Here is a 24,611-nt window from a genome sequence, read left to right on the forward strand (position 1 = left end):
ATCCTGCTAGGGGTAGTTTTTGCCGTTGACTGGTAGTCTCTTTCAAAAGATCGCTATCATCAGTGATTTTTATAAGTAGCTTTTATAGATACTGTTATCGCCAGTTTGGTCATTTCAAAAAAACGCGGGAGGGCGTTGTGATGTCCCCAAAACAGATGAAATTTGCACTGCCAAGTTTGCTGGTAGTGCCGATATATGGCTGGGGTTTTAGCTATGAAGCACCTTCAATCTCGCCTGAAGTCGAGTCGGGCTATGAAGAAAAGCCGGGTTGGTCCGCCGACTCATTTGCAGTCGCTGCAGCTAACCCGTTGGCGACCGACGCGGGCTACCAGATTTTAAAAGCTGGTGGTAACGCGATAGATGCCGCCATCGCAGTGCAGATGGTATTAAATTTGGTTGAGCCTCAATCCAGCGGGATTGGCGGCGGTGCTTTTTTGATGTATTACGATGGCGCAGACATTCGCGCCTACGATGGCCGCGAGACGGCGCCACAAGGCGTAACCGGTGAGCTATTCATGGAAGACGGCGAGCCCATAGCATTTATGGACGCGGTGGCCAGCGGGCTTTCAGTGGGTGTGCCGGGTACGCTTCGAATGCTTGAAAAAGCACATGCTGAACATGGTGAGCTGGCTTGGGAAGAACTATTTAAGCCCGCCATTACGCTAGCAGAGGAAGGGTTTGCTGTTAGCAATCGTCTGCATACTACCCTTGCTAGCGATGAATACCTGCGTCAAGACGCTCTAGCCAGCCAATTTTATTATGATGAGGAAGGCGAGCCCATCGCCGTGGGTGAAACGCTTAAAAACCCAGCCTTAGCAGAAATTTTCCGACGCGTAGCTGCCCAAGGCAGCGATGCTTTAAATGAAGGCGCGGTGGCAGAGGATATCGTAGCGCTGGTTCAGAGCCATCCTGAGCGTCCCGGCACCCTGACTCTGGAGGACATGAGCGGCTATGAAGCCTTTGACCGCGAGCCGCTGTGCACACCGTGGCAGCAGTGGGAAGTGTGTGGTTTTCCACCGCCGTCGTCTGGCCATCTAACCGTCATGCAGATTCTAGGCATGCTCGACCAGCAGCCGTTGCTTGAAGCGCCGTTAAATAATGGTGCTTCTAGCAGTGGGTGGTTGCATCAGTTCTTAGAAGCCTCGCGTTTAGCATTTGCGGACCGCGGTCGTTATATTGCGGACCCCGACTTTGTAGACGCACCCGGTGGCGATTGGTCGTTGATGCTGGCACCAAGCTATCTTCAGCAGCGCAGCGCGCTGATTGGCGAGATGAGCATGGGCGACAGCGCCGAGCCAGGTAATCCTGGTGAACTGGCGATAACCTGGGCTTCTCAGCCAGACCAGCCTGAATATGGCACTAGCCATATTAGTATTATCGACGAAGACGGCAATGCCGTAGCCATGACCACCACCATTGAACAAGCGTTTGGCTCACGAATTTTGTCCGACGGTGGTACAGGCTTAGCCGGTGGTTTCTTCCTCAATAATGAGCTGACCGATTTCTCATTTGAACCTGAGGTGGATGGTGAGCCGGTGGCCAATCGCGTAGAGCCGGGCAAGCGGCCGCGCTCTAGCATGAGCCCAACGCTAGTGTTTGACCAAGAAAGCGGCGAGCTAGTGGCAAGCTTAGGCTCGCCAGGTGGCGCAGCGATTATTCACTACACGGCCCGTACATTGGTTGCGCTGCGCGACTGGGGGCTCAATGCGCAAGAAGCACTGAATCTACCTCATGCGATTACCTTGGGCGGTGATGTGTTTGTTGAGGAGGGACGTTTTTCTGAAGCCACGATAGATGCGCTGCGCGAGCGCGGACACACCGTCAGCGAACGTGAGCTGACTAGCGGGCTGCAGGCCATTATGCGTCGTAAGGACGGCACGCTGTTTGGTGGTGCTGACCCGCGCCGTGAAGGCGTCGTTATGGGTGATTAGCGGTTTATTGGCGTAGCCAGTTACGCAATTTCACCAGCATTAGTGCACCGTCGCTTAACTCGCGGCGGTCGTGAATAAGCGCCGTTAAACGATCTGGGTAGTCGGTGATAATGGCATCGACACCCAGGTCGATTAAGGTCGACATTCGGGCACTGCTGTTAACCGTCCAGGCGTGTATCTCGTAACCATATAGCCTCGCTAAACGAATTTCCCCTTCAGTGATACGGTTGTGTCTTAACCCGAGCGCATCAAATTCGCGCCTATCTAGCGTTCCAGGAAGAATTAGCTGTGCCAGCAGCGTGACGCGCAGGGCTGGCGCTCGTTCATGAATATGCGTGAGTAAGGACGGCGACATGGTGGCAACGCGCGTAGCTAAAAGCGCATTGGGAAAACCGCACGCAGTGTATCCATCGAAGGCGCTTTGTTGGGTTGCCCAGCAGCGGTAGCGCAGATCACTCTCGGCATTTAAAGTATCTATCACGGCATCGGCTAATGCCTGTTCCTGCCCAGGTGACGGCTTCATATCGATCATTAAGCCTGCCTTACCGCGCACAAGGCTGAGTGCTTCATCTAAGCCCGGTATGGTCTCGTTTTGAAAAGCATCGCCAAACCAGCTGCCAATATCATATTGGCTAAGCTGTTCTCGGGTTAAATCATCAAACTCACGGTTATCACCGGTTAATCTTGCCAAGCTTCGGTCATGGTAAAGCATAACCTGTTGATCTGTGCTCAAGCGGACGTCAATTTCGACATAGTCAGCGCCATCGATTAGCGCCTGATCGACGGCTGCCAGGGTATTTTCAGGCGCCACTATAGAGCTGCCGCGATGAGCAATGACGGCAACATTGTCTCGTATCTCAAAGCTATTGAGTATCCACCAGGCCTGCAGACCCGCAAAAATAAACACGCTAAGCTCAACTGCCCAGGCAAGCTTGCCTGCATTGGCATCTGTTGCTGGGGGCGCGGGACGAGGCTCATGATGAGCCAGCTGCATATAGAGGCATGCAGAAAGCAGCGCATTAGTCGCAATGCCGACAAAGGTAATGGTGAGCGTGAGTAGTACATAGCCAATTAAATACGCCAACATGGCGGGAATAAGTACTGCGCTGTGCTCGGGAAGCCACCACAACATTGGTGTGAAAAGGCGGTCGAACAGCAAAGTAGCCAGGAAAGGTAGGCTAATAATAATCACTAACAGTAGAAGTACAGCCGCACCAATAGAGCGCCGCCAGCCTTGAGTTAGGCTAACACTACGCTTTAATGCCAGCCAAGGGGGACAATTTTCCAGCGCCACTAATGGAAGGGCCAGCAGCCAGCGTAGATAGAGCCACGATGCTGCCCATATCCAAACGGCGATTAGCGGCAGGGCGCATGCAATGAAATACCATAGTGCGGGTGGACGCACACGCTGTAAATAGTAGGGATCTATGCCGCTTAGCCACACGCTATAGAGCCAAGCAAGGGCTGCCATAAAGGGCGCTAGCAGAAGTAGATGCGTACCGACCTGGAGAAAGACCAGGCCCGCTAGGGCAGGCAGCCGGCGGGTGCTTAGCCAGAGTGCCTCAAGCGCGAGACGATAATGGTTGTCTCGCGGCCTGACCGCTACTTGTAGCATGCCGGCTTGCTGCCAGTAAATAATTAGAAACGTGAACCCAAGCCCAACCAGCATGCCGATAAGCCCCAGCGGGCTAAACAGCAGAGCGATCAGTTCATCGTTGGTCACTACGGTGCGATTTAGCTGGGCAACCAAGCCACGTATCACCCAGGTAATAGCGGGCAGCAGCAGGGCCGAAGCGAGCAGAGTGAAAAATAAATGATAGGCGATCAATGGACGCAGATGATCGCGCAATGTGCGTAGTAAGGCAGAGCCAAGGTGGGTCAACGGCTGCATTGTCATTAAATGTTTAGAATGAATTACCAGAGTGGCAGCAACTGCCACGCCTGGCAAGAGGATCGTAGAAGAGCAACGTGGTTAAGCAAGCATTGGTCCGTTATGGCAAAATTCGCTTAAGATAGCGGCAGCTCGCGCTCAGCAAGGATGATGCCATTGTTATCTGCATACAGCCACTGGCCGGGTTTAAGCGTGACCCCAGCAAACGCCACTGGCTCATCGCGCTGGCCTTCACCGTGTTTATTGCTTCTACGCGGATGGCTGCCTAGTGCTTGAACGCCGAGTGGAAGGTTGGCAAGAATATCAACATCGCGTACGCAGCCGTACATCACCACGCCCGCCCAGCCGTTTGCTACCGCTTGTTCTGCTAGCATATCGCCCAGCATGGCGCAGCGATATGATCCACCTGCGTCTACTACTAATACGGCACCGTTGCCGGGTTCGGTAACAGCTTGCTTAACCAGTGAGTTGTCTTCAAAACATTTGATGGTGCGGATAGGGCCATAAAAAGCGTCGAGACCACCAAAATTGGCAAACATGGGGTCAAGCACCGCAACGTCAGGATGTGCGTCGCATAGGTCCGGTGTCACGATTTGAATGGAATGGGGCATCATGCGCTCCTTATGCAAAAGAAAAAAACGCCCCGCTCTGTTACACAGTGGCGGGGCGTTCGGTCATCGACTCAGCCAGTGTGATAAGTCACGCTGGCTGTGATGGTGCGAGCATCGGCGATGGGGCGGTCAGGCTTCTTGCGAGACCGGAATCACGTTTGAGGCGATCTTCTGATACTCCTCAATTTCGTGAAAATTCATGTAACGATAAATCTCGCCAGCCATGGCGTCAAATTCACCCATATAACGTTGGTACTCTTCAACGCTGGGTAGGCGTCCTTCTACTGCGGCAACGGCAGCCAGCTCCGCAGAGGCGAGGTACACGTTAGCACCATCGCCAAGTCGGTTCGGGAAGTTACGTGTAGACGTGGACACCACGGTGCTCTTGGCAGCAACGCGGGCCTGGTTACCCATACACAGTGAACAGCCCGGCATTTCCATCCGCGCACCGGCGCGGCCGTAGATACCGTAGTAGCCTTCTTCGGTCAGCTGATGCTGATCCATTTTAGTCGGTGGTGCCAGCCAAAGGCGAGTTTTTAAACTACCTGCCGGCTGCTTTTCAAGCAATTTTCCGGCCGCACGGAAGTGGCCGATGTTAGTCATGCATGAGCCGATAAAGACCTCATCGATTTTCTGGCCCGCTACGTCAGATAGCAGGCGCGCATCGTCTGGATCATTCGGCGCACATAGAACCGGCTCTTTAATTTCAGCCAGATCAATTTCGATAATTTCAGCGTACTCGGCGTCTTTGTCAGCCCGCATCAGGCTTGGATTGGCAAGCCATGCTTCCATGCCTTCAATACGGCGACTAATCGTGCGCTCATCGCCATAGCCGTTGCCCATCATCCACTTCAGCAGCGTAATGTTGGATTTCAGATATTGTGTGACGCTCTCATCCGAAAGCGTAATCGAACAGCCGGCCGCTGAGCGCTCGGCAGATGCATCGGAAAGCTCAAACGCTTGCTCAACGGTCAAGTCTTCAAGGCCTTCGATTTCTAGCACACGGCCAGAGAAAGCGTTGATCTTATTCGACTTGTCGACGGTCAACAAGCCTTGTTTGATGGCGTAAAGCGGAATGGCGTGAACCAAATCGCGCAGCGTAACGCCTCGCTGGCGCTGGCCTTTAAAGCGAACCAGTACCGATTCCGGCATATCCAGCGGCATAACGCCCGTCGCCGCGGCAAAGGCTACCAAGCCTGAGCCTGCAGGGAAGGAAATGCCGAGCGGGAAGCGCGTATGTGAATCGCCACCGGTGCCGACAGTGTCAGGCAGCAGCATGCGGTTCAGCCAGCTGTGGATAATGCCATCGCCAGGACGCAGCGATACGCCGCCACGGTTCATAATGAAGTCGGGAAGAGTGTGGTGAGTGTCTACATCGACCGGCTTAGGATACGCGGCGGTGTGGCAGAAAGACTGCATGACCAAATCAGCTTGGAAGCCAAGACAAGCAAGATCTTTCAGCTCATCGCGGGTCATCGGGCCAGTCGTATCCTGTGAGCCAACGGTGGTCATCTTCGGCTCGCAATACATGCCCGGACGAACACCTTCCAGACCACACGCTTTACCCACCATTTTCTGCGCTAAGGTAAAGCCTTTGCCAGTATCTTTAGGCTGGTCGGGTAGGCGGAAAACCTCTGACGTTGGCAGCCCCAGTGACTCACGAGCTTTGCCTGTCAAGCCACGGCCAATGATCAGCGGAATACGACCGCCTGCGCGTACTTCATCAAGAATCAGCTGCGTTTTAAGCTCAAACGTGGTGACGACGTCGTCGGTATCGTGCTTGCACACTTTTCCCTGGTAGGGATAAATGTCGATAACATCGTTCATGTGCAGGTTGGCTACGTCCATCTCAACCGGCAGAGCACCGGAATCTTCCATCGTATTGAAGAAGATAGGCGCGATTTTATTGCCAAAGCAGAAGCCGCCAGCGCGCTTATTCGGTGCGTAAGGAATATCGTCACCGAAGAACCATAAAACGGAGTTGGTTGCTGATTTACGTGAAGAGCCGGTGCCTACAACATCGCCCACGTATACGACAGGAAAGCCCTGTGCTTTAACGTCTTCAACCTGCTTTAGCGGGCCCGTTGTGCCAGGCACTGCTGGCTCAATGCCATCACGCTCGTTTTTGAGCATCGCATTGGCGTGTAGCGGAATGTCGGGGCGTGACCAGGCATCTGGAGCCGGTGACAGATCATCTGTGTTCGTCTCACCCGGTACTTTAAACACGCTGAGGGTGATTTTCTCTGCTAATGCAGGTTTAGACAGGAACCATTCAGCCTCTGCCCAGGATTCAATAACGTCTTTTGCAACGCTATTGCCATTTTTGGCCCGCGCTTCAACATCGTGAAAGGCGTCGAACATAAGTAGCGTGTGCTTAAGCTGCTCGCCAGCTTCACGGGCTAGCTCTTCATTATCGAGCAGCTCAACCATAGAAACGATGTTGTAGCCGCCCTGCATGGTGCCGAGTAATTTGACAGCATGCACTTTATCGATCAGCGGAGACGTTGCTTCACCTTTAGCGATAGCGGTTAAAAAGCCCGCTTTGACATAAGCGGCTTCATCAACGCCTGGCGGGATCCGGTTGGTGATCAGCTCGAGGATGAATTCCTCTTCGCCAGCCGGCGGTGTTTTCAGTAGCTCAACTAATGAAGCGACTTGTTCAGCGTTTAGGGGCTTGGGCGGGACGCCCTCAGCGGCACGTTCCTCGACATGCTGGCGGTAAGCTTCAATCACGTTGGGGCCCTCTCATTTGCTTTTTTCATTTTCATGCTAACGGTCTGCACGTTGCAGGGTGTGAGCTGCACAGCGTTCAAAAGTGTGGCCGATAGCATGTGGTACACGCTTGACAAACAGCGCCTGGTTGGATGGCTGAGATTCTACGACAAACTGTCGACAATGTTAAGCTGGCAAGCAGAACAGACACTTGTGCTTTGTGCTGATGTTGCGACGGCAACCCACTAAAAGCATGTTTAATTAACCTTCTCAGCCACTAAATAGGGCAATTTTTGCATTTTTGGTGACAGGCTAGGCGTTTGGCGGGTGTGATTGTGGTTACAGCGCGTTACCATGGGTTGAGCTGCTATAGGCTGTTGATGCGCTAATAAAAGGCATGGAGGATTTTTAATCTCTTTACTATATTAGTCATGAGTCATGCAAGTAAGCGTGCTAAGTAAATCTCTGGGAACTAAGCGCCAAGCGCTTATGTGCTATACCATAATGATACGTGGGGTCGGTGGTTGTGTTATGTCGATACAGTTAAGTGCTTTGCAGGCCGCCCCTCATGGGCTGCGAGCCGATGATCTTCTGCCTGAAAGCCTCAATCAGTTCCTAGCCTGCGCCACGCCTGTCGCGTGGCTGCAATGGGCGATCGAACATCCTGAGACGCTGTTGATTGACCATGCGCAGTGTGAAAAGAAAGCCGCATCGACGGCAATGAGCCTGCTCTATCGCTACGTTGATCAACCTCTGCTGCTGAGCAAAATGTCGCAGCTGGCGCGAGAAGAGCTGCTGCATTTTGAGCAAGTGATTTCGCTGATGGAGTCGAGAGGAGTGGCGTATCAGCATTTAACGGCCTCCCGCTACGCTGAGGGACTTCGGCGGCATATGCGCAGCAATGACCCTGAGCGTTTGATCGATATATTAATTATCGGGGCACTGATTGAAGCACGTAGCTGTGAGCGCTTTGCTTGCTTAATTCCCTATTTAGACGAAGAGCTCGCCAAGTTTTACCGTACGCTAGTGAAGTCAGAAGGTCGTCATTTTGAAGATTATCTAATGCTGGCTCGCCAGCAAACATCGAATGCAATCGATGATCGAATCGCTTTTTTTGTGGCGCGTGAAGCGGAGCTGATTACTTCGCCCGATACGGCTTTTCGTTTTCATAGCGGTGTGCCCGCTTAAGCCGCTACTAGCCTAGGCAGGATGTCTATCATGCGCGATGCTCGTGAGACTGATCAATTAACTCTTTTCGGCCATTTTTCGCTCACTCAAGGCGAGGATGCGTTAACCCATTTCAGCTACGACAAGGTCAAAGCCTTGCTCGTTTATCTGCTGCTGCATCGCCAGCCGGTTAATAGGGCGGCGCTAGCAGAGCTTTTGTGGCCTGACCAAGGGCTGTCCTCCGGTAGAACCAATTTGCGTCATGCGTTGCACTGCTTGCGCCAGTCGCTTGGTGAGAGCGCTGACCAGGTGCTAAGCGTGTCTCGTCAAACGATTGCCTTTCAACTGCCGGCAAACTGGCAGGTGGATTTGCATACCCTGCAGCAGCTGCTTGAGGGGCCGCGAGATTTAGATACCCTTGAGGCACTAATGTGCTGCTATCAAGGCGATCTCATTGAAGAGCTGCAACTGTCTAGCTGTAGTGAGTTTCAGCGCTGGCTAGTGCAGGTACGTAATGAATGGCGCCAGCGCGTGGTTCGCTTTGCTGAGCAAGTGCTGGAGGCTCACGCTGATTTGCCGGGCGCTATTTTAGAAGCACTGGTGAGTCGGTTTTCCGGCTACGGTCCGTTTCACGAACGTTTGGTTCGCCAGTTGGCTGAGCAGAACAAAATGGCCGCTGCTCATGAGCACTACAATAGCTATTTACAGCTATTGGCGCTGTCAGGGCAGCAGCCAGAACCCAGCTTTGTGCAGTTGGCCAGCTTTTGGTCTGACGGCCATCACGATTCGCGCTTGATGAGTCCTCAGGGCGCTTTTTCTCGCGCACTGGCGGTTGACAGTAAACCACTACGTGAAGATGAAATAGAGCTTCGCCAGCTTTCGGTCATGGCTATTCGGCTGCGCTTAAAAGGGGATTGGCAAGACCGTGCGGCGATGCGTAACTGCCTTGCGCTACAGCTAGAACTATTGCGCTGGCTGGAGCAGCAGTGCCGCCATTTAGGCGGTTTCTGGCTGCCGGGCGCGACCGGTGGTTTAGGGTTAGCCTGCTTTGGCACCCATGGCCCTGCACACCAGCTGGCTGAATTAGTCGCGCTTTATGAGCATTGCCGTCAGGCGCTGACGTTAGAAATCGTGCGTCACTGGGCCGGTGAAGGCAGCGTACCGCAATTTGAGCTGGCCGCTGGTTTGCACAGTGGGCGAGTGGTGTATTTGCCCGAGCGCCAATTGGCTGACCCGCTGGGCCAGGTCACGCAAACGTCGCTGGAACTGATGAGTGCGGCTGAAGGCAGTGAGCTGGTTATCTCTCAAGAAGCGAGCCAGCACATGCCGCCAGCACTCGACCTTCAGCCACGGTTAGTATCTCGTTTGATGGCCAGTGATGGCCGCGTGCGATTACGCGCACTGGTGCTGGGGCAAAATGAAGGCGGCCGCGATGCGCTGCCGCCTAGCTTAGTCGGTCGCGAAACCGCACTGCGCACTCTGCGCGATGCGTTAGCCCGGGCCGGTATTGGCCTGCGTCAAAGCGTGCTGGTTCGCGGGCCCTCGGGCATGGGTAAATCTGCGCTCATGGTGGGTTTTCGCCAACTGGAGCTTAGCCGCGATGCGGCTATCTGCTGGCAGCCTACGACGCGTATGTCAGCACTTGATGCCTATGGCGTCGCCCGTACGCTGGTTAGCTGGTATCTAAAGCAGCCGTTAAGTGTAGAGGTCATCCAGGCGCTACAAATAACGCTAGAATTAGAGCCTCTCGATCCTGATCGTCAGCATTTGTTGGAAGAGGCGCTGGGCGTACATAAAGTGCAAGAGATTACTCAGCTGGCGCAAAGCGGTGAAGCCGTAGAGCTAGTTGTCATGCTGCTGCATCGCTTAATTGAGCGCCAGGCAGAAACGCGCACGCTGGTGCTGATGATCGATGATCTTCAGTGGCTAGATGAACCTTCTTTTAAAGTGCTCTCCGGGCTGCAGGCACGTCTGCCTATCAATACCGCTTTTATGCTGGTTGCTAGTCACCATGGGCGTGATGCTCTACCGGTGAAGCTGCATTGGGATCAGAAAATTAGCTTGGGCAATCTTGATGCGCTGCAATCATCGCGGCTGCTGTCACAGCTTTCACGTCGCTACCGAATCCACCTAAGCCCGCGGCTGCGTAATCAAATTATAGAGCGCTGCGATGGCGTGCCGCTTTATATGCAGGAGATTTGTCGTCGTCTAGATATGGACCGTCGAGAAGGGCGCAGCGTCCATTTTGATGAGCTTCCCAAAGGGTTGTTGGGGCTGCTGGCTAGCCGGATTGATCAGCTAGAAGGTGATCGCGAAATTGCCCATGTCTCTGCCGTGCTTGGCAAGCGCTTCAGGCTGGACTTTCTGCTTGAGTGCAGCGGTTGGGATCAAGCGCGCCTTGGCCAGGCGCTTGAGCATATGCGGCTACTAGAAATTGTCGAACCGGTCGAGAATGACAGCGGTGTGCACGAGTATCAGTTTAGCCATCAGCTGCTTCAGGAGGCGGCCTATCTCTCTTGTCCGCGTGATGTGCGTGTCAAGCTACACCAACAGGTAGTCACCTTAATTGAGGAACGCTTTCCGGTGTGGATTAGTCGTCATCCCGGCGATTTTGCAACGCACCTCCGGCGTAGCGGTCACTATGCCCGTGGCGCACGCTATTTTGAATTGGCGTCTCGGGAAGCGCTTAAAGTGAGTGCTAATCGCACTGCGCTGCGTATGGCCGATGCTGGCTTGGCCAGTTTACGCCACGTAGATCACGAAATTGAGCGTGAAGTGAGCCTACTAACAGTGCGTGGCCAAGCGGCGTTTTCATTAGAAGGTCACGGTTCGCCTATCGCCCATGAGAGCTTTGTGCGCGCCCGTGAGCTGCTGCGCGAATCAGGCATTGATAGCTTGGAAGATCCAGAAGACTTAGAGCAGGTATTTTTAGTGAAGTGGGGGCTGTGGGTAGGGCGAAGCCAACGATATGCTCATGCGGACGCGTTTGCATTGGCTTCAACGCTTACTGATATTGCCGCACGCCTTGAAGACCCACGTTATCGCCGTTTGGCGGACTATGCGCGCGCTAACTGTGAGTATTGGGCAGGATGTATTCAGCAGGCGCACGATCATTTAGATGAAATTGATCCCCTCAATGCGCAGATGATGATTGAGTGGCTGCCTTTCTCTGATCATCCGCAGGTGTCGGCCGCCTGCTTTCAAGGCTGGGCGCTTTGTTTGCGCGGCGATTATCAACGCGCCGAGCGCCAAGTGTCTGCCGCCATTCGTTTGGCTGAAAAGATTGCTCATCCGGGTACGTTGGCAATGGCTCTACTCGTCGCCGCGGCGCTTTACCGTCAAATAGGTCATGTGCATTTAGCCGCGCGTCACGCCGAGCGGGCAGCGGCCATGACGGCTACCCCAGACCTGCAGCTGTGGCAAATTTCCGCACAGAGCATTCTTGGCTGGCAGCGAGCGCTGGTGGGAGACGCAGCAGGCTTAGTGCATATTCGCGACAGTTTGGACCAAATGGCTGAGCTTAATGGGCGCGACCGCTATCAGCGGCCGGCATTCTGGTATTCTGACGCCTGTATTGAGCTAGGCGAATTAAGCGCTGCAGACGATTATCTTGAGCAGTGCTTGGTGATTGCCCGTGAGCGTACGACGCTCTTTTTACCTGAGCTTGCCACCCAGCTGGCAAAAGTTCGCGGCTTGCTTGGCTACCCGGCTCATGAGGTGAAGGCGCTTGCACAAATGGCTATTAATCAGTCTCGAGAGCACGGCAATCGTCATCAGGAACTAGCGGCCTTAGAGCTATGGCTGACGCACATTGAACCTAATGATCAGCAGGCTAAAGACAGCTTTAGACGGTTATTGAGCGAGGTCAGCCACAGCGATGCGCCAGTGCTGACGCGCTGGGTCAGCTTATTAGACCGCCGTACGGCTATTCCGGTGGGTGCGGAAGGTTAGTGGCGAGCTTCGCCGCTTTAGCAGGTACTTTGTTCTAACCAGGTCAGTGTGGCGAGTGCCTCATCGCAGTGCTCGCCACAGACGCTGGGGTCAAAGTTAAAGCGCGTGCAAACGCTTGGGCGGCTAGGATCGCCAAATAGGCGACACAGGTTATGCTCATCCAACTGCACGCATCTTACGCCTGCCGGTTTGCCTGCCGGCATGCCGGGAATATAAGAGCTAATTGAAGGCGCGATGCAGCACGCGCCGCACCCCGCACGGCATCCTTCACTCATGGCGTAACACTGGGACTGGGCGTAGACATAGCAATAGCGCCTTTGTTAATACCTTCAAATGCCTGGATTCGCGTTGCTTGTCCGCTTTGCGTGGCAACTTGTTTCGCTAGCCAAACCGCTATATTTTCCACCGTGGTAGGGCCCGGCAATATCGTGCACTGCTGCTGAGGCAGGGTAATGACAAAATCGCCTTGAGCTGCCTGATAGCGGCAGGTAAGGCGCTCGTTATCCTGGGCGGCGATATCAGCCTCTTCGAGTAAGTAGCGGTTATTCAGCCACTCCGACCATTGCTGTTCAAGCTGTGGCTGACGTGCATTTTGCTGCCATATATACAGCCTGGAACGATGCCCGTGAGCAATGCGCTGACAGTTGCCGATATGGCGTTTGAGGCCGTGGCTATAGCCATACGAGGCACCTTCAGTGGCCTCTTCGCTTAGCGTTAGCGTAACGCTATGGACATTGTCAGGCCGACGTTCGGTAAGTATCTGGCTTAAGTGCTCGGCTATACGGGGGGCGGTGATGGCAGGCCAGGGCAGTAAAGTAAATGCTTCCTTAGGGCCGCGGACTTCCATCGTGTAAGGCGCGGTAGCATTAACGCAGATACCTTCCGCGCAGTCCGTAATGCTTACGCCGGGTGCAAGCGTCGGCACTAGCAGAGTGTGATCTAACCCGCTGTCCAGCGTGCGCTTAATCCACGGTTTTACTTCACCAAAGTCAAACAGCATGCCGTCTTCGCCGAGCTCGCCATCGAGTATGGCGTCTACTTGCCAGCTGCAGCCCACCAAACCTTGCGTGGGGCACCAAAGAGAGACGTCGATATGCGTCAGTTGTTGAACGAATAAGGACATTAATCAAAACCTGCTAATTTGTGTATTTGCAGCGATAGGCGCCACTGGGGGTTGGCCATGCAATAGGCCGTCGCTTGGGCAACGGTAGACGCAGTTTTATTCAGTGGCGCAAGGTCCATGGGCTGTAGGTAGAAGTGAGTAAAGCTAAAGCCGCTAAACTGTTCTGGAGGTGCATCCGTCTGAGGGAAAACCAGCTTTAACTCATCCCCTTGCGTAACGGCTAGCGAATTGTTGCCTTTTGGGCTAACGCATAGCCAGTCGATACCAGCCGGTGGCGCTAGAGTGCCGTTGGTTTCTACCGCTACTTCAAAGCGATGGTTGTGTAGGGCTTCTATGAGCGCCTCATCAAGCTGTAATAACGGTTCTCCACCGGTGAATACCACGTAGGGAGTCGCCTTATTATTTAGCTCGGGCCACAGCGATACAATGTGTTCAGCGAGGGCGTTGGCGTCTGCAAACTTTCCGCCATTTAGGCCGTTAGTACCGATAAAATCGGTATCGCAGAACGTGCATTTCGCCGTTGCGCGATCGGCCTCTCGGCCTGACCACAGATTACATCCGCTAAAGCGACAAAATACGCTCGCTCTGCCCGCCTGAGCGCCTTCTCCCTGGAGAGTGTAAAAGGCTTCTTTGACGTGATACATCAGCGCTGACCTGCTGCGACATCTGCGCTGTAGGGTAGTGGGTCCGTCACGCCATTAGCGGCAAAGGCCGTGAGTCGTTCAGTGCAGCTGCCGCAAACGCCACAGGCCCGTTCTCTACCTTCATAGCATGTCCAGGTATGGCGATAATCTAAGCCCATGGCCAAACCGTCGCGCAGAATATCTGCCTTGCTGGCAGAAAGGTAAGGAGCGTGCAGCTTTACAGGTTCGAAATTGGCAATGCCCGCTACGTGGTTCATAGCGTCAACAAATTCAGGGCGGCAGTCGGGGTAAAGAATATGATCGCCACCATGGGCGCCATAGTCGACTCGCCCAGCGCCAATATTAACCGCCTTGGCAATCGCCAACGAGATCAAAATCATATTACGATTGGGCACGACGGTGGAGCGAAGGTTGTTTTCGGCGTAGTCGCCCTGAGGCATGGCCTGGTGTGGATTAGTAAGCGCTGAATTATCGATCAAACCATGAATGGCGCGAATATCGACAACTTGATGAGGTAGCCCAAGCGCGTTACAAACTTGTCGGGCCGTATCGAGCTCGCGGGCATGGCGCTGACCGTAGTCGAAAGACAGCGCATGGACATTGAGCCCTTCACGCAGCGCGCGATGAAGCACGGTGTAAGAATCCATTCCGCCGGAATAGATAACAACGGTCGTGGTGCTGCCAGCAGCCACTGGGGGTGTTGATGACATAAGAAATACTCTTTGTCGGAGAATTTATTGATCGCGGGCCGTGATTAACGGCTGCGGCGTTCCGGGGTCCGGTCCGGAAGGGCAGCATTTTACGCAATCACCGCTAAACTGACCAGTTTTAGCGCATAATTATGCGAAATGCAGGGTTGGCGGGCAGCATTAATACCAACATGCTACGCTAATCGTCCATGCTGTTAGAGGGCAACCAATGGCTACCATTGAGCACAGTGAAATCGTTAATGCATCACCAGAGCGTGTGTTTGAACTGCTGCGCCGTGTGGAAGACTTTGCTGATTATTCAGATTTAATTCGCTCTATAGATACGCTGGGTGAGAACCGCTATCGGTGGCACGTTCGCGCTGTAGGTATGGATTGGGCATTTGATGTGCAGGTCACTGACATTCAGCCCCCGCATGTTCTCGCTTGGGAGTCGTTGGACGGCGTTAAGAACCAGGGCCGCTACCAGCTTAGAGGCGTGCCTGAAGGTACTGAAGTAGCGCTGACGCTGAGCTATGAAATTCGCAATCGGTTAATGGAAAGAGCCGTTAATAAAGCCGCTAAGCCGCTGGTCGGAAAAGTAAGCCGGCAGATTCTTGAGCGCGTAGAGGCAAGGCTGAATGAATAAAGCGCCGAGACATCCGTGGCGATGGGCGCTTGGCTTTGCGTGCTGTGCCATGCTGGCTTATGTGTGGTTATGGTATTCGCCTGATTTGATGGCGATTAAGCAGTGGGCATCACAAGCATCGCATCACCCGGCGGTGATTGTTTCAGTGATGCTGATTATGGCAGCGACCTTAGCGATAGGGTTGCCCGGCAGTATCGGCCTATGGCTGATTGCGCCCTTTTACCCGCCGTTAATGGCCACTATGATGTTGACGCTAAGTAGCGTTGTGGGTGCATTGGGCGCTTATAAAATAGCGGCGAGGGCAGGCAAGCGCTGGAACCCCGGCGGTCTGACGTTAAAAGTCATGCACACGCTAGAGCAACGCAGTGATTTGATGACTCAGACGGCGCTGAGATTATTGCCAGGCTTTCCACACTCGGTGATTAATTTTGCAGCCGGGTTGCGAGGCATTTCGCTAAAAACGTTTCTACTGGCGGCGGCGCTAGGCTTATCCGTGAAATGGAGTGTTTACAGTAGCGCCATTTACGGCGCGTTAGAGGCTATTGAAGAAGAAAATGCGCTGCAGTTTGATGTCGTGCTGCCGCTCATCGCCTTAGCATTATTGCTGCTAATAGGGGCTTGGTTCAGGCGTCGAATCGAAGCAGCGCAAGTTAATCGTTAGAGAATACGTCAATGGGGTTTGTGCAAAGAGGCGTCCAAGTGGTCAACCACCTCAGCCCAGTCGGCATCCTCAGCGACCGCTTCTTGCAGAAACTCTGCTTGCCCTTCATTCCAGCAGGGCGCTTCGGCAAGGGGCATTGTGTCGGGCAGCGGCGCATTACGCTGAATAAAGCGTTCGATTGAATCGGCATCAGATGCAAGGCCTAGCTGCTCGAAGAGCTCGCTGAAATGGTGAACCGGCTTTTCCATGATCTATTGCTCCTGCAAAGGGGACGTTACTCTACACCATAGCGTGAATCTCATCTTAAGCCAGTGTGCAAAACGATCAGTGCGCTATCGTTCACCGACGAGGGGCGTCAAAAAGCGTTGGCGTTGATCGTCTAGAGATAGTGGCTGCGCTAGCAGATGCGCAAGCTTAGTGAACGCCGCTTCGGGCGTCATGTCATCGCCTGAAAGGATGCCTGCATCGCTAAGCCCATGCCCGGCCGCGTAAGCACCCAGGTGGATGCTACCTTGCTGGCACTGGCTAATTGCGGCTAATAGCTTGCCTTCGCCGCTGGCTTTGGCGAGCACGTTCAGCAAGCTAGGGTCGTCAGGCAGATTGCCAGCACCCCATAGCTCCAGTAGCGCGCCCTTAACTCGCGAATCGCTTAGCCATGTGCCGAGTTGCCAGGCTGAAATGCCTGGCCAAAGCGTAATTCGTACGATTTCTCCACGGTCGACCAAACGGTAATCGGGTAATTCAAACCGAGGAGCGCCGCGCTGCTGCAGGCCAAGCCCGCGGCTAGGGTAATAAACGAAATCGTCGCCCACGCGCTCACCAAGTAGTGGATAGTTTGGGCTCGCAAACGCCTTCAGTGCTTGGCTGTGGTGCTTAATGGTGCGGGTGCCGCGCAAAAGCTGTCCCGCAAAGTAAATAGCCACTTCTTGTAATGCGGGATTGGCGGCGAACTGCAACGCACCGTGTAAATTATCCAGTGCGTCACTGCCGGGTGCTTCTAGCGGCAGCATAGAGCCGGTGAGAACCACGGGTCGATCCAAACCTAGGAGCTGGTAAGCAAGGCTAGCAGCTGTCCAGCTCAGCGTATCGGTACCGTGAATAATCACAAAACCTGAGTAGGCCATCAGCCGCTCATTGATATCACTGGCTAGCTGTTGCCAGGTAAGTGGCGTTGCCGCACTTGAGTCAATCAAGGTAGCGTAGCTAATGACCTCATAAGACGGTAGGGCTTGGCGCTGTGCCAGAGATAGTCGGGCCAAGGCTGAGTCCATGCGGGAGGCGAAATCGCCGCTGGGTGCAAGCCCTTGCGCCTCCTGGCGCATGCCTATGGTTCCGCCGGTGTAGATAACTAAAATGCGTTCTTGACGGGGAATGTTGTCTGCAAGACGGGAGTAGGTGGCCATAGCCATCTCCTGTGGCTTTGTAGGAAATCGACGATCAGCCGATGCGACCAACGCCCTGTGTTAGCAGTTCGCCGGTTTGATCGTCTAAGCGATGGTTGCGACCTGCCAGCAGGGCAAAACCGCAGCAAACGCCGATGAGTCCAATCAACAGCCAGGCGATGGTCGATGTGTCGGCACCGGCTTGAAGCAATACTCCGACGCCGAAAGGGCCTAAAGCTGCCAAGGTGTAACCGCCGCCCTGGACGAGGCCCGAAAGCTGCCCGGCTAGACGCGAGTTGGCGGTTCTTAACACTAATAGGCTTAGTGCAAGGCTAAAGCTGCCGCCTTGTCCAATGCCTAATATTGCCGCGCCAGGCCATTTCCACATTAACGGTGCAACCAGTAACATCCATAGGCCGACACCCGTGCACAGCAGGACCAGCAGCAGCGCAGGGCGTTGGTCGCGGCCCATTCGTGCAATCCATGGTGCGCCCAAAGCAGAGGCAAGCTGACACATAATCGAAACGGCCATTGTCCAGCCCGCATCGGCTTCGTTATAGCCGCGATCAACTAGCAGCGTCGGCAGCCAGCCAAAAACAATGTAGGCCATGGAGGACTGTAATCCCATAAACAGCATAACGTGCCAAGTGAGCGGCTGTTTAAGCAGGCGTAATGTGCCACTTTTTGAGCGAGTGGGGGAGGCTGTCAGCACAGAGCGGGGCATTTGAAAATGCCATAAAGCGAGCGCAAAGAGTGCCAGTAGCGACCAGCTCATTAAACTTGCCTGCCAACTGCCAAGCAACTGCGTTAGCGGTACGCTAAGCCCGGCCCCTAAGGCTCCCCCTAGGCACAGCGCCATGGTGTATAAGCCGGTGAGCAGATCTGCGCTATCGGGAAGTTCCCGCTTAACCAACGCAGGAAGTAGCGTGCCGCCAATGCCGATTGCGCTGCCAGCCATTGCCGAGCCGATAAAAAGCGCACCGGGAACGGGTAAGCCGCGCAAAATCAGTCCTGCAGCAAGTAATAGCAGCGCGGCACTAAGCGTACGTTCGCTGCCAATGCGTTTAGCTAGCAAAGGGGCAAGCGGGGCAGACAGGCCTAGGCATAGCACTGGAAGCGTTGTTAGCAACCCCGCGGCAGTAGCAGAAAGCCCTGCACTTTCTTGCAGGCGAGTTAATAACGGGGCAACCGATGACATGGCGGGGCGTAAATTCAGCCCCACCGCTACCATCAGTAAAATAAACGTAATCGAACGACGATTAGCCATTGACGAGTTACTTGAGGTGAGGGCGCAAGTCCCCGCGAACCGCATCAAGTAACGTAATGAAGTGATAGTCCTGTGCGGTATCCAGGCTGTCCACTTTAACGCTAGTGCGCATACCCTTATCCATGTGCAGCTGATCAAATATTTCTAAGGTCAGCTTGCGTGCAGGCTTATCACCGGGCGCCATAATGCCATCTTCAAGAGTGAAGGTTTCCAGCAGAGTGACCCGAACGCGAGTGCTGTTGCCTTCGCTCAGCACGCGCCGCACGAACAGCCAGCCTTCGCAAGGCAGAGCATGATCATCGTCACGCTGACGTAAAAACAGTGTGCGGTAGCAGGCACCTTCAACGGATGCCTTTTCAGCCATGCTGCGATAGGCCTGCATCACTTGCTTTGCGGAGGCCCGCGCATCTTCGAGACGCTGCACAATGCCTTGATGTTCACGGCTGAGCTGTTCTTGACGTTGAAAGGTCAGCCATTGGCGGTAGTCGGCCATAAGGTGGGATGACGCCATAATCACTCCATGAAAAATTGTTCACGCCAAAAGGCTGGAAAGAGATGCTAAAACAGCTGTTTGGAATATGCAAAGGGTTGACCTTTACATATTCCGACAGTATCAATTAACGACGAGCGCGCCGTTTACGTTCACCGCCACCGGCATTGGCACTTTGGCCTTCGGGTTTACGTTTAGCTCGCGGCTGCCGCTGGTTACGACGGCCGTTTTCGATCGGCTCAGCCTTGATGCTAGGATCAGGCTCAAATCCGGGTTCAATATGCTTTGGCAGCGTCTGTTTGATCAGGCGTTCGATGCTGCCCAGCAATGCGTCTTCGTCGACACATACCAGCGAAATAGCTTCGCCATTGCTGCCAGCGCGCCCCGTACGGCCAATACGGTGGACGTAATCTTCAGCCACGTTGGGTAGGTCAAAATTGACCACGTGAGGCAGTTCGTTAATATCCAGGCCGCGCGCAGCGATATCGGTCGCTACCAACACCTGCAGGTCGCCGCTCTTAAACGCCGTTAGTGCGCGAGTGCGGGCACCTTGGCTTTTATTGCCATGGATAGCCATAGCAGGAATATCTTGTTTGGAGAGCTGCTCGGCTAGGCGGTTAGCGCCATGCTTGGTACGTGTGAAAACAAGTACTTGGAACCAGCCGTTCTGCTGGATTAAATGGGCTAGCAGCTCGCGTTTTTTCTCACGATCGACGCGATAGATAGCTTGCTCAATTTTTTCGGCAGTCGTATTGCGCGGTGCCACTTCAATCAGCGCAGGGTTGTCCAGAAGCTGCTGAGCAAGCGTTTGAATCTCATTAGAAAATGTTGCCGAGAAAAGTAAATTTTGACGTTTTTTAGGCACTAAGCGTAATAGGCGCTTAATGTCGTGAATAAAGCCCATGTCGAGCATACGGTCGGCTTCATCAAGCACTAAAATTTCAACCGCGGACAGGTCAACGTGCCCCTGCTGGTGTAAGTCGAGCAGGCGGCCGGGCGTTGCGATGAGCACATCCAAACCGGCTTTAAGCGCATCGATTTGAGGCTGCTGGCCAACGCCACCAAAGATAATGTGTGAGCGCAGCGAGAGATGCTGGCCGTAGGTGGAAACACTTTCACCTACTTGAGCGGCAAGCTCGCGTGTCGGTGTCAGCACTAGCGCACGCACCTGACGTTTTGCCGGACGTTTGCCGTCGTTAAGTCGTTGCAGCATGGGAAGTGTAAAACCAGCTGTTTTGCCAGTGCCCGTTTGGGCACTGGCTAACATGTCACGACCTTCTAGTACGACAGGGATAGCCTGTCGTTGAATCGGAGTAGGTTCGGTGTAACCTTGCGCTGTGACAGCGCGTAACAAATCGGCGTGCAGGCCAAGATCAGAAAAGCTCATGCGTTCTCCGCAGCCACCTAGTGAGTCAGTACTGGTAAGTAGTGGGTGCCACTAGATGTAATGTTCAAAAAGCGAGGTTGATTCACCAGCGCGGCAGCGAAGTGTGTCAGATAATTCACTGGACAGCGATGGTCGTTGGTTAGCCGTGTGTGACCGTGACAGGTGACATGAAAGCGACAGCGCTGAGAAGCGCTGCGGATTGATGTGCACGGACACATCAGAAAACTTACGTGTCGGTAATAAGCCGGGCAGTGTAACACGGTTATAACTAGGCAGCTTGTTTAGCTGCCTAGTATCCGTGATGACCTGATGTCACAGGTCAGTCGACGTAACCGCCTTGACGTATCTCTTGGGCGATAAGCTCAGCGGCTTGATCCCAGCTACTGCCTAGGGCGCGCACCAGCGCGGGGTAGCCGTCTTCCTCAAGCCTTGTTTGTGCATAGAAGTTTTCCATTACCAGCAGCTCACCCTGGCTATCCAGCAGTTGCCACTGGCCACTCGTCACGGCAAAACCATCGAAGCGGCCTTGGAACTGATCAATATCTAGGCGTAGCGTGAGGGCATCTGACTGTGAGCCTTCGGCACGGACTACCCTGACCGTCGGCAGTGCTTGAGTTAAGCGAGCGCGCAGCCCGCGTTCAAGCTGCCTACCCAGACCCTCGGCCCACTGATGCTCACGCGCGGCGTTCAGCGTAATGTCGTCCAGCTGCATTACGATGCCGTCGACATCTAGGTAATGGGCGAGTCGTGGAGCGCTCAGCCGCAGTGTATTGCTGGGCTGGCCTGATGCAATAACCGCCTGATCGCTCGGCAGCATATAGCGGGCCGGTGGCGAAACGCTACTGGCGCACGCTGACACCAAAAGGCAAATCAGCAGTGCCGGTAGGCACCTCAGCCACGTCAACCAACTTGTCCCTATCAACATATTTGTCTCCTTTAGTCGCGTGGTGCGCGCGGAATGGGATCTTGGGTATCTAAATTATCAAACAGAAGCGCCCTTGGGTTATCGCTCAACGTGCGTGTCAATGGCTGTAAATCACGCATCAAGCGGTCGAGGCGTTCAATAGCCGCCGTAAGATCCTGATAAGCGGGTGAAGACGGGGATAATCCTTGCAGTGTGCTACGCAGCTCTTCAAGAGTGGCGTTGAGGTTGCCGCCTACGGCTTGAGTTTCAGGGTTGCTAAGCAGCTGATTGATAGAGGCACTAACGTCACGCACTTCGTTGAGAACGCTTTCAGAGGCCTGCAGATTACGATCTAGGCCGGTCAACAGGGGCTCTACTTCCAGCGAGTTGAGCTTGTCGAGTAAGTCGGTCACCTGCGCCTGTATTTGTGCAAAACCACCAGCCACCGTTGGAAATACTTTTCGGCCAGAGAACTCTTCGCTCACATAGCTTTCGTTAAGGTCACGCTGGAAGTTTAAGTCGACAAAAAGCGCGCCGGTCAGGAGGCTGCCGCTTTTAAGCGAAGCGCGCAGGCCTAGTGAAAACATGCGATTAAAGCGTCCCTCCCATTCTGCCAAATCAATATCATTATTCTCAATACCCATGCGCTGAGGCTCAATTCTTATCAGCACAGGAATGGCAAAGCGCGACCGTGAATCTGGCTGAGGGGCGGTAAAGTTCCAAGGCACGGCTGCAACGGTACCCATGCGGACACCGCGAAACTCCACCGGTGCTCCCTTCGAAAGGCCGCGCACGGTTTCGTCTACCAGCAGTACATACTCTAAGTAGCGGTTAAACGTGCCTTCTCGTGCGGTGTCTTCATCGGCATACAAAATGAAGTGTGCGTCGGCTTCAACCGGCTGCCCCATGGGAAGCTCTTCGGGGACGCCAAAGGTCACACCTCCGCCAAGTAGCGCTTCAATGGACTCAACGTTAATGCGCACGCCATCGGCGCCTAAGCGAAAATCTACGCCGCTCGTTGTCCAAAAACGCGTGCTGTCGGTGACTAGCTGTGTGTAGGGCTCTTCGATAAATACCTTGTGTTGCATCGTGCGTGACTCAGGCTCAAAGCGATTTTCCTCGATACGGCCGACGGTATAGCCCTGGTAAGACACAGGGTCGCCTACTCTCAGCGAGTTGCCTAGCTGGCTAGTGAGGCTAAGACGTAGGCCCGCTTGGCCGGCAGGTGCGACGGGGGGGATATCACTCACGGGGAATTCGCGACGCGGCGCTTCATCGGTGCCGGGCTCAAGCTGAATGTAGGCGCCCGACAGCACGGTGCCTAGGCCACTGATGCCTTCACGGCCAATACGCGGTTTGACCACCCAAAAGCGGCTATCTTGGCGTAGCATGTCTTCAACTTCAGGCTGAATGCGTGCGGTCATCACTGCATGTGAAAGGTCGTCGGATAGCCTTACGCTCTGCACGCGCCCAATTTCAACATTGCGGCTGCGAATCAGCGTATTGCCTGCTTCGATGCCCTCAGCGCTGTCCATGGTAAGCGTTACCAGGGTGCCGCGACTGGAATAATTGTCGTAAACCAGCCACATACCAATAGCAATAGCGACAATGGGCACGACCCAAATTGGCGATAGTCGCGTTTGGCGCGATGTCTTCGCCTTGTTTAAATCCGTGCCGTCGCTTGGGTCGGTACTTTTTTGGTCGGTATTTGTCGGTGTTTCATTAGCCATCAACAGGTTCCTTGGTGGCCGTTTTACGGCGTAAAAGAGAGCGGCGAGCTGGGAGGGGGGTATCCCAAATTAAGCGTGGATCAAATGTCATGGCGGCCAGCATGGTTAGTACTACTACCGAGCCAAAAGCGAGTGATGCGGGGCCTGGTGTAATCGACATTAAAGATCCTGCGCGGATTAGAGCAACTAAAATAGCCACAACAAAGACGTCGACCATCGACCATCGACCAATAAATTCGGTTAGCCGATAAAGCCGAGTCCGGCTTTGGGCATTCAGCGCATTGCTTCGTTTAACGACCAGACAAAGCCACGTTAACGCACCCAGCTTGCCCATAGGGACAATGACGCTGGCAATAAAGATCACCATAGCGATAGGCCATGAGCCCATTTGGATAAGCTGAACGACCCCGCCAATAATAGTTGAAGGCGTTGAATTGCCTAAACTCGTGGTCGTCATTATGGGGTAGATGTTGGCGGGAATATACATAATGGCTGATGCGCCAAGTAAAGCCCAAGTGCGCTGCAAACTATGAGGCAGGCGCTGGTGCAGCTTCTCATGGCAGCGGGTACAGTGCCCTCGACCACGCCCTGAAAGTCTGTTGATAAGCCCGCAGGTTGGGCAGCCGGTTAATGCTTGGCCAGCGGCGGGCATACCTGTTTGCGTACCGTCGGGAGAGAGCGGCTCACCTTCTAGAGAAAACCACATCCAGTCGGCGTCGATGGATTGCGTGGTCATTAATAATAGCAGCGCAAATGCGCAAAACGCCCAAAACGAAATGCCCAGAGAAACATCGGCTAAGCCAGCTATCTTTATCAGGCTTACCAGGGCGCCAATAATAAATACATCGGCCATCATCCAGGGCGTTAGATGCGATAGTGAGCGTGCAATATCACGGCTAAAGGGTAGGGGGCGGTCGCGTAATAGACCAAACTGAAGCCACAGCACCCCAAGTAAATAAACGGCGGGCAGCACGACAATGGTCATGATGACGGCAATAGCGACTACGGGTTGATGAAAGCTAATAAGCGTAGTCGCGGTTTGCGATAGTTCAATGCGGTTGCTAACGCCGCTGACGCTGAAACTAATAAAGGGAAATGACACCGCTAGAATAAGAGCGGTGAGTGCTGCTAAGGCTAATGCCATGCTGCGCTGTGCTGGGTAGCGATGGCGTTTAACAAGCACGTGCGAACAGCGTGGGCAGGTGGCTTTTTCACCTGAGCTTAATGGCGGCAGTGCCGACACCCAGTCGCACTCATGACAGGCACGCAGACGTCGACGCTGAGTTCTAGTCTCAGGCGGTAAAAGGTCAACAAGTGGTGTGTTAACCGGTAACGAGCGGCGTTTAATGAAGCGTTGTGAGGGCAAAAGCCAAAACTCTCAGTGCGTATTCGTAGCAAAGCTACTAGGATGTGGCGCATTAGGCG

General features: G+C 54.1%; 20 protein-coding genes. 5 read left to right on the forward strand and 15 right to left on the reverse strand.

What is annotated here, in order from left to right; all coding sequences use genetic code 11:
- Positions 1 to 140 precede the first annotated feature (140 nt).
- Positions 141 to 1,931, forward strand: coding sequence for a gamma-glutamyltransferase (gene ggt, locus ACT3TF_RS15355; protein WP_444672465.1), 1,791 nt, complete (start codon positions 141 to 143; stop codon positions 1,929 to 1,931).
- Between the two features lie 4 nt (positions 1,932 to 1,935).
- Here ggt and ACT3TF_RS15360 read toward each other — a convergent pair whose 3' ends face one another.
- From ACT3TF_RS15360 to acnB, 3 genes are all read right to left on the reverse strand, one after another.
- Positions 1,936 to 3,822, reverse strand: coding sequence for a glycerophosphodiester phosphodiesterase family protein (locus ACT3TF_RS15360; protein ID WP_444672466.1), 1,887 nt, complete (start codon positions 3,820 to 3,822; stop codon positions 1,936 to 1,938).
- Positions 3,823 to 3,938: 116 nt separating this feature from the next.
- Positions 3,939 to 4,436: a ribonuclease E activity regulator RraA gene (rraA, locus tag ACT3TF_RS15365; protein ID WP_441684289.1), complete on the reverse strand. Its 498-nt coding sequence runs from the start codon at positions 4,434 to 4,436 to the stop codon at positions 3,939 to 3,941.
- A 126-nt stretch (positions 4,437 to 4,562) separates the two neighbouring features.
- Positions 4,563 to 7,166, reverse strand: coding sequence for a bifunctional aconitate hydratase 2/2-methylisocitrate dehydratase (acnB, locus tag ACT3TF_RS15370; RefSeq protein WP_444672467.1), 2,604 nt, complete (start codon positions 7,164 to 7,166; stop codon positions 4,563 to 4,565).
- Between the two features lie 510 nt (positions 7,167 to 7,676).
- On the opposite strand from acnB, the gene ACT3TF_RS15375 reads away from it, so the two are divergent.
- Positions 7,677 to 8,333: a tRNA-(ms[2]io[6]A)-hydroxylase gene (locus ACT3TF_RS15375; RefSeq protein ID WP_441684287.1), complete on the forward strand. Its 657-nt coding sequence runs from the start codon at positions 7,677 to 7,679 to the stop codon at positions 8,331 to 8,333.
- Between the two features lie 30 nt (positions 8,334 to 8,363).
- Positions 8,364 to 12,263: an AAA family ATPase gene (locus tag ACT3TF_RS15380; protein WP_444672468.1), complete on the forward strand. Its 3,900-nt coding sequence runs from the start codon at positions 8,364 to 8,366 to the stop codon at positions 12,261 to 12,263.
- 17 nt (positions 12,264 to 12,280) lie between these two features.
- On the opposite strand, the gene ACT3TF_RS15385 is transcribed toward ACT3TF_RS15380, so the two are convergent.
- From ACT3TF_RS15385 to queC, 4 genes are read right to left on the reverse strand one after another with little or no spacing between them, the layout of a single operon-like run.
- Positions 12,281 to 12,538, reverse strand: coding sequence for a YkgJ family cysteine cluster protein (locus ACT3TF_RS15385; protein ID WP_444672469.1), 258 nt, complete (start codon positions 12,536 to 12,538; stop codon positions 12,281 to 12,283).
- Entirely contained in the window at positions 12,535 to 13,386 is an 852-nt protein-coding gene (locus ACT3TF_RS15390) for a 6-pyruvoyl trahydropterin synthase family protein (RefSeq protein ID WP_096279781.1), read from the reverse strand. The genes ACT3TF_RS15385 and ACT3TF_RS15390 overlap by 4 nt, the downstream gene beginning before the upstream one ends.
- The gene (queE, locus tag ACT3TF_RS15395) at positions 13,386 to 14,030 is read right to left on the reverse strand and encodes a 7-carboxy-7-deazaguanine synthase (RefSeq protein ID WP_444625583.1); all 645 of its coding nucleotides are present in this window, start codon (positions 14,028 to 14,030) and stop codon (positions 13,386 to 13,388) included. Before queE ends, ACT3TF_RS15390 begins: the two co-directional genes overlap by 1 nt.
- Complete coding sequence (gene queC, locus ACT3TF_RS15400) at positions 14,030 to 14,740, reverse strand: 7-cyano-7-deazaguanine synthase QueC (protein ID WP_444672470.1); 711 nt, start codon at positions 14,738 to 14,740, stop codon at positions 14,030 to 14,032. Before queC ends, queE begins: the two co-directional genes overlap by 1 nt.
- A 208-nt stretch (positions 14,741 to 14,948) precedes the next feature.
- On the opposite strand from queC, the gene ACT3TF_RS15405 reads away from it, so the two are divergent.
- Both ACT3TF_RS15405 and ACT3TF_RS15410 read left to right on the forward strand, forming a co-directional pair.
- Positions 14,949 to 15,365, forward strand: coding sequence for an SRPBCC family protein (locus ACT3TF_RS15405; RefSeq protein WP_096279787.1), 417 nt, complete (start codon positions 14,949 to 14,951; stop codon positions 15,363 to 15,365).
- The gene (locus tag ACT3TF_RS15410) at positions 15,358 to 16,026 is read left to right on the forward strand and encodes a TVP38/TMEM64 family protein (RefSeq protein ID WP_441686613.1); all 669 of its coding nucleotides are present in this window, start codon (positions 15,358 to 15,360) and stop codon (positions 16,024 to 16,026) included. The genes ACT3TF_RS15405 and ACT3TF_RS15410 overlap by 8 nt, the downstream gene beginning before the upstream one ends.
- Before the next feature lie 8 nt (positions 16,027 to 16,034).
- On the opposite strand, the gene ACT3TF_RS15415 is transcribed toward ACT3TF_RS15410, so the two are convergent.
- From ACT3TF_RS15415 to ACT3TF_RS15450, 8 genes are all read right to left on the reverse strand, one after another.
- A complete protein-coding gene (locus ACT3TF_RS15415) occupies positions 16,035 to 16,274 on the reverse strand; it encodes a DUF2789 domain-containing protein (protein ID WP_441686612.1) in 240 nt (79 codons plus the stop codon).
- An 84-nt stretch (positions 16,275 to 16,358) separates the two neighbouring features.
- On the reverse strand, positions 16,359 to 17,435 hold the full coding sequence (locus tag ACT3TF_RS15420) for an asparaginase (protein WP_444672471.1): 1,077 nt from the start codon (positions 17,433 to 17,435) through the stop codon (positions 16,359 to 16,361).
- A 28-nt stretch (positions 17,436 to 17,463) separates the two neighbouring features.
- Positions 17,464 to 18,675 (reverse strand): MFS transporter, encoded by a 1,212-nt coding sequence (locus tag ACT3TF_RS15425; RefSeq protein ID WP_444672473.1) that lies wholly within the window; start codon positions 18,673 to 18,675, stop codon positions 17,464 to 17,466.
- Positions 18,676 to 18,682: 7 nt separating this feature from the next.
- On the reverse strand, positions 18,683 to 19,186 hold the full coding sequence (locus ACT3TF_RS15430; RefSeq protein ID WP_096279796.1) for a hypothetical protein: 504 nt from the start codon (positions 19,184 to 19,186) through the stop codon (positions 18,683 to 18,685).
- Between the two features lie 106 nt (positions 19,187 to 19,292).
- Positions 19,293 to 20,552: a DEAD/DEAH box helicase gene (locus ACT3TF_RS15435; protein ID WP_096279798.1), complete on the reverse strand. Its 1,260-nt coding sequence runs from the start codon at positions 20,550 to 20,552 to the stop codon at positions 19,293 to 19,295.
- A 319-nt stretch (positions 20,553 to 20,871) separates the two neighbouring features.
- Positions 20,872 to 21,477 carry a PqiC family protein gene (locus ACT3TF_RS15440; RefSeq protein WP_096279800.1) on the reverse strand — a complete coding sequence of 202 codons (606 nt, stop codon included), beginning with the start codon at positions 21,475 to 21,477 and terminating at the stop codon, positions 20,872 to 20,874.
- Positions 21,478 to 21,488: 11 nt separating this feature from the next.
- Entirely contained in the window at positions 21,489 to 23,186 is a 1,698-nt protein-coding gene (gene pqiB / locus ACT3TF_RS15445) for an intermembrane transport protein PqiB (RefSeq protein WP_096279802.1), read from the reverse strand.
- Entirely contained in the window at positions 23,179 to 24,552 is a 1,374-nt protein-coding gene (locus tag ACT3TF_RS15450; RefSeq protein ID WP_444672474.1) for a PqiA/YebS family transporter subunit, read from the reverse strand. Before ACT3TF_RS15450 ends, pqiB begins: the two co-directional genes overlap by 8 nt.
- Positions 24,553 to 24,611: the final 59 nt, after the last annotated feature.

It is taken from the genome of Halomonas sp. AOP25-F1-15 (genome assembly GCF_052378675.1).
GTDB classification, from domain to species: Bacteria; Pseudomonadota; Gammaproteobacteria; order Pseudomonadales; family Halomonadaceae; genus Vreelandella; species Vreelandella casei.

Excerpts from the sequence above, each read along its gene's own strand:
- ggt (WP_444672465.1), top strand. The coding sequence starts at position 141 with ATGTCCCCAAAACAGATGAAATTTGCACTGCCAAGTTTGCTGGTAGTG.
- ACT3TF_RS15360 (WP_444672466.1), bottom strand. The coding sequence starts at position 3,822 with ATGCAGCCGTTGACCCACCTTGGCTCTGCCTTACTACGCACATTGCGC.
- rraA (WP_441684289.1), bottom strand. The coding sequence starts at position 4,436 with ATGATGCCCCATTCCATTCAAATCGTGACACCGGACCTATGCGACGCA.
- ACT3TF_RS15375 (WP_441684287.1), top strand. The coding sequence starts at position 7,677 with ATGTCGATACAGTTAAGTGCTTTGCAGGCCGCCCCTCATGGGCTGCGA.
- ACT3TF_RS15380 (WP_444672468.1), top strand. The coding sequence starts at position 8,364 with ATGCGCGATGCTCGTGAGACTGATCAATTAACTCTTTTCGGCCATTTT.
- ACT3TF_RS15385 (WP_444672469.1), bottom strand. The coding sequence starts at position 12,538 with ATGAGTGAAGGATGCCGTGCGGGGTGCGGCGCGTGCTGCATCGCGCCT.
- ACT3TF_RS15390 (WP_096279781.1), bottom strand. The coding sequence starts at position 13,386 with ATGTCCTTATTCGTTCAACAACTGACGCATATCGACGTCTCTCTTTGG.
- queE (WP_444625583.1), bottom strand. The coding sequence starts at position 14,030 with ATGTATCACGTCAAAGAAGCCTTTTACACTCTCCAGGGAGAAGGCGCT.
- queC (WP_444672470.1), bottom strand. The coding sequence starts at position 14,740 with ATGTCATCAACACCCCCAGTGGCTGCTGGCAGCACCACGACCGTTGTT.
- ACT3TF_RS15405 (WP_096279787.1), top strand. The coding sequence starts at position 14,949 with ATGGCTACCATTGAGCACAGTGAAATCGTTAATGCATCACCAGAGCGT.
- ACT3TF_RS15410 (WP_441686613.1), top strand. The coding sequence starts at position 15,358 with ATGAATAAAGCGCCGAGACATCCGTGGCGATGGGCGCTTGGCTTTGCG.
- ACT3TF_RS15415 (WP_441686612.1), bottom strand. The coding sequence starts at position 16,274 with ATGGAAAAGCCGGTTCACCATTTCAGCGAGCTCTTCGAGCAGCTAGGC.
- ACT3TF_RS15420 (WP_444672471.1), bottom strand. The coding sequence starts at position 17,435 with ATGGCTATGGCCACCTACTCCCGTCTTGCAGACAACATTCCCCGTCAA.
- ACT3TF_RS15425 (WP_444672473.1), bottom strand. The coding sequence starts at position 18,675 with ATGGCTAATCGTCGTTCGATTACGTTTATTTTACTGATGGTAGCGGTG.
- ACT3TF_RS15430 (WP_096279796.1), bottom strand. The coding sequence starts at position 19,186 with ATGGCGTCATCCCACCTTATGGCCGACTACCGCCAATGGCTGACCTTT.
- ACT3TF_RS15435 (WP_096279798.1), bottom strand. The coding sequence starts at position 20,552 with ATGAGCTTTTCTGATCTTGGCCTGCACGCCGATTTGTTACGCGCTGTC.
- ACT3TF_RS15440 (WP_096279800.1), bottom strand. The coding sequence starts at position 21,477 with ATGTTGATAGGGACAAGTTGGTTGACGTGGCTGAGGTGCCTACCGGCA.
- pqiB (WP_096279802.1), bottom strand. The coding sequence starts at position 23,186 with ATGGCTAATGAAACACCGACAAATACCGACCAAAAAAGTACCGACCCA.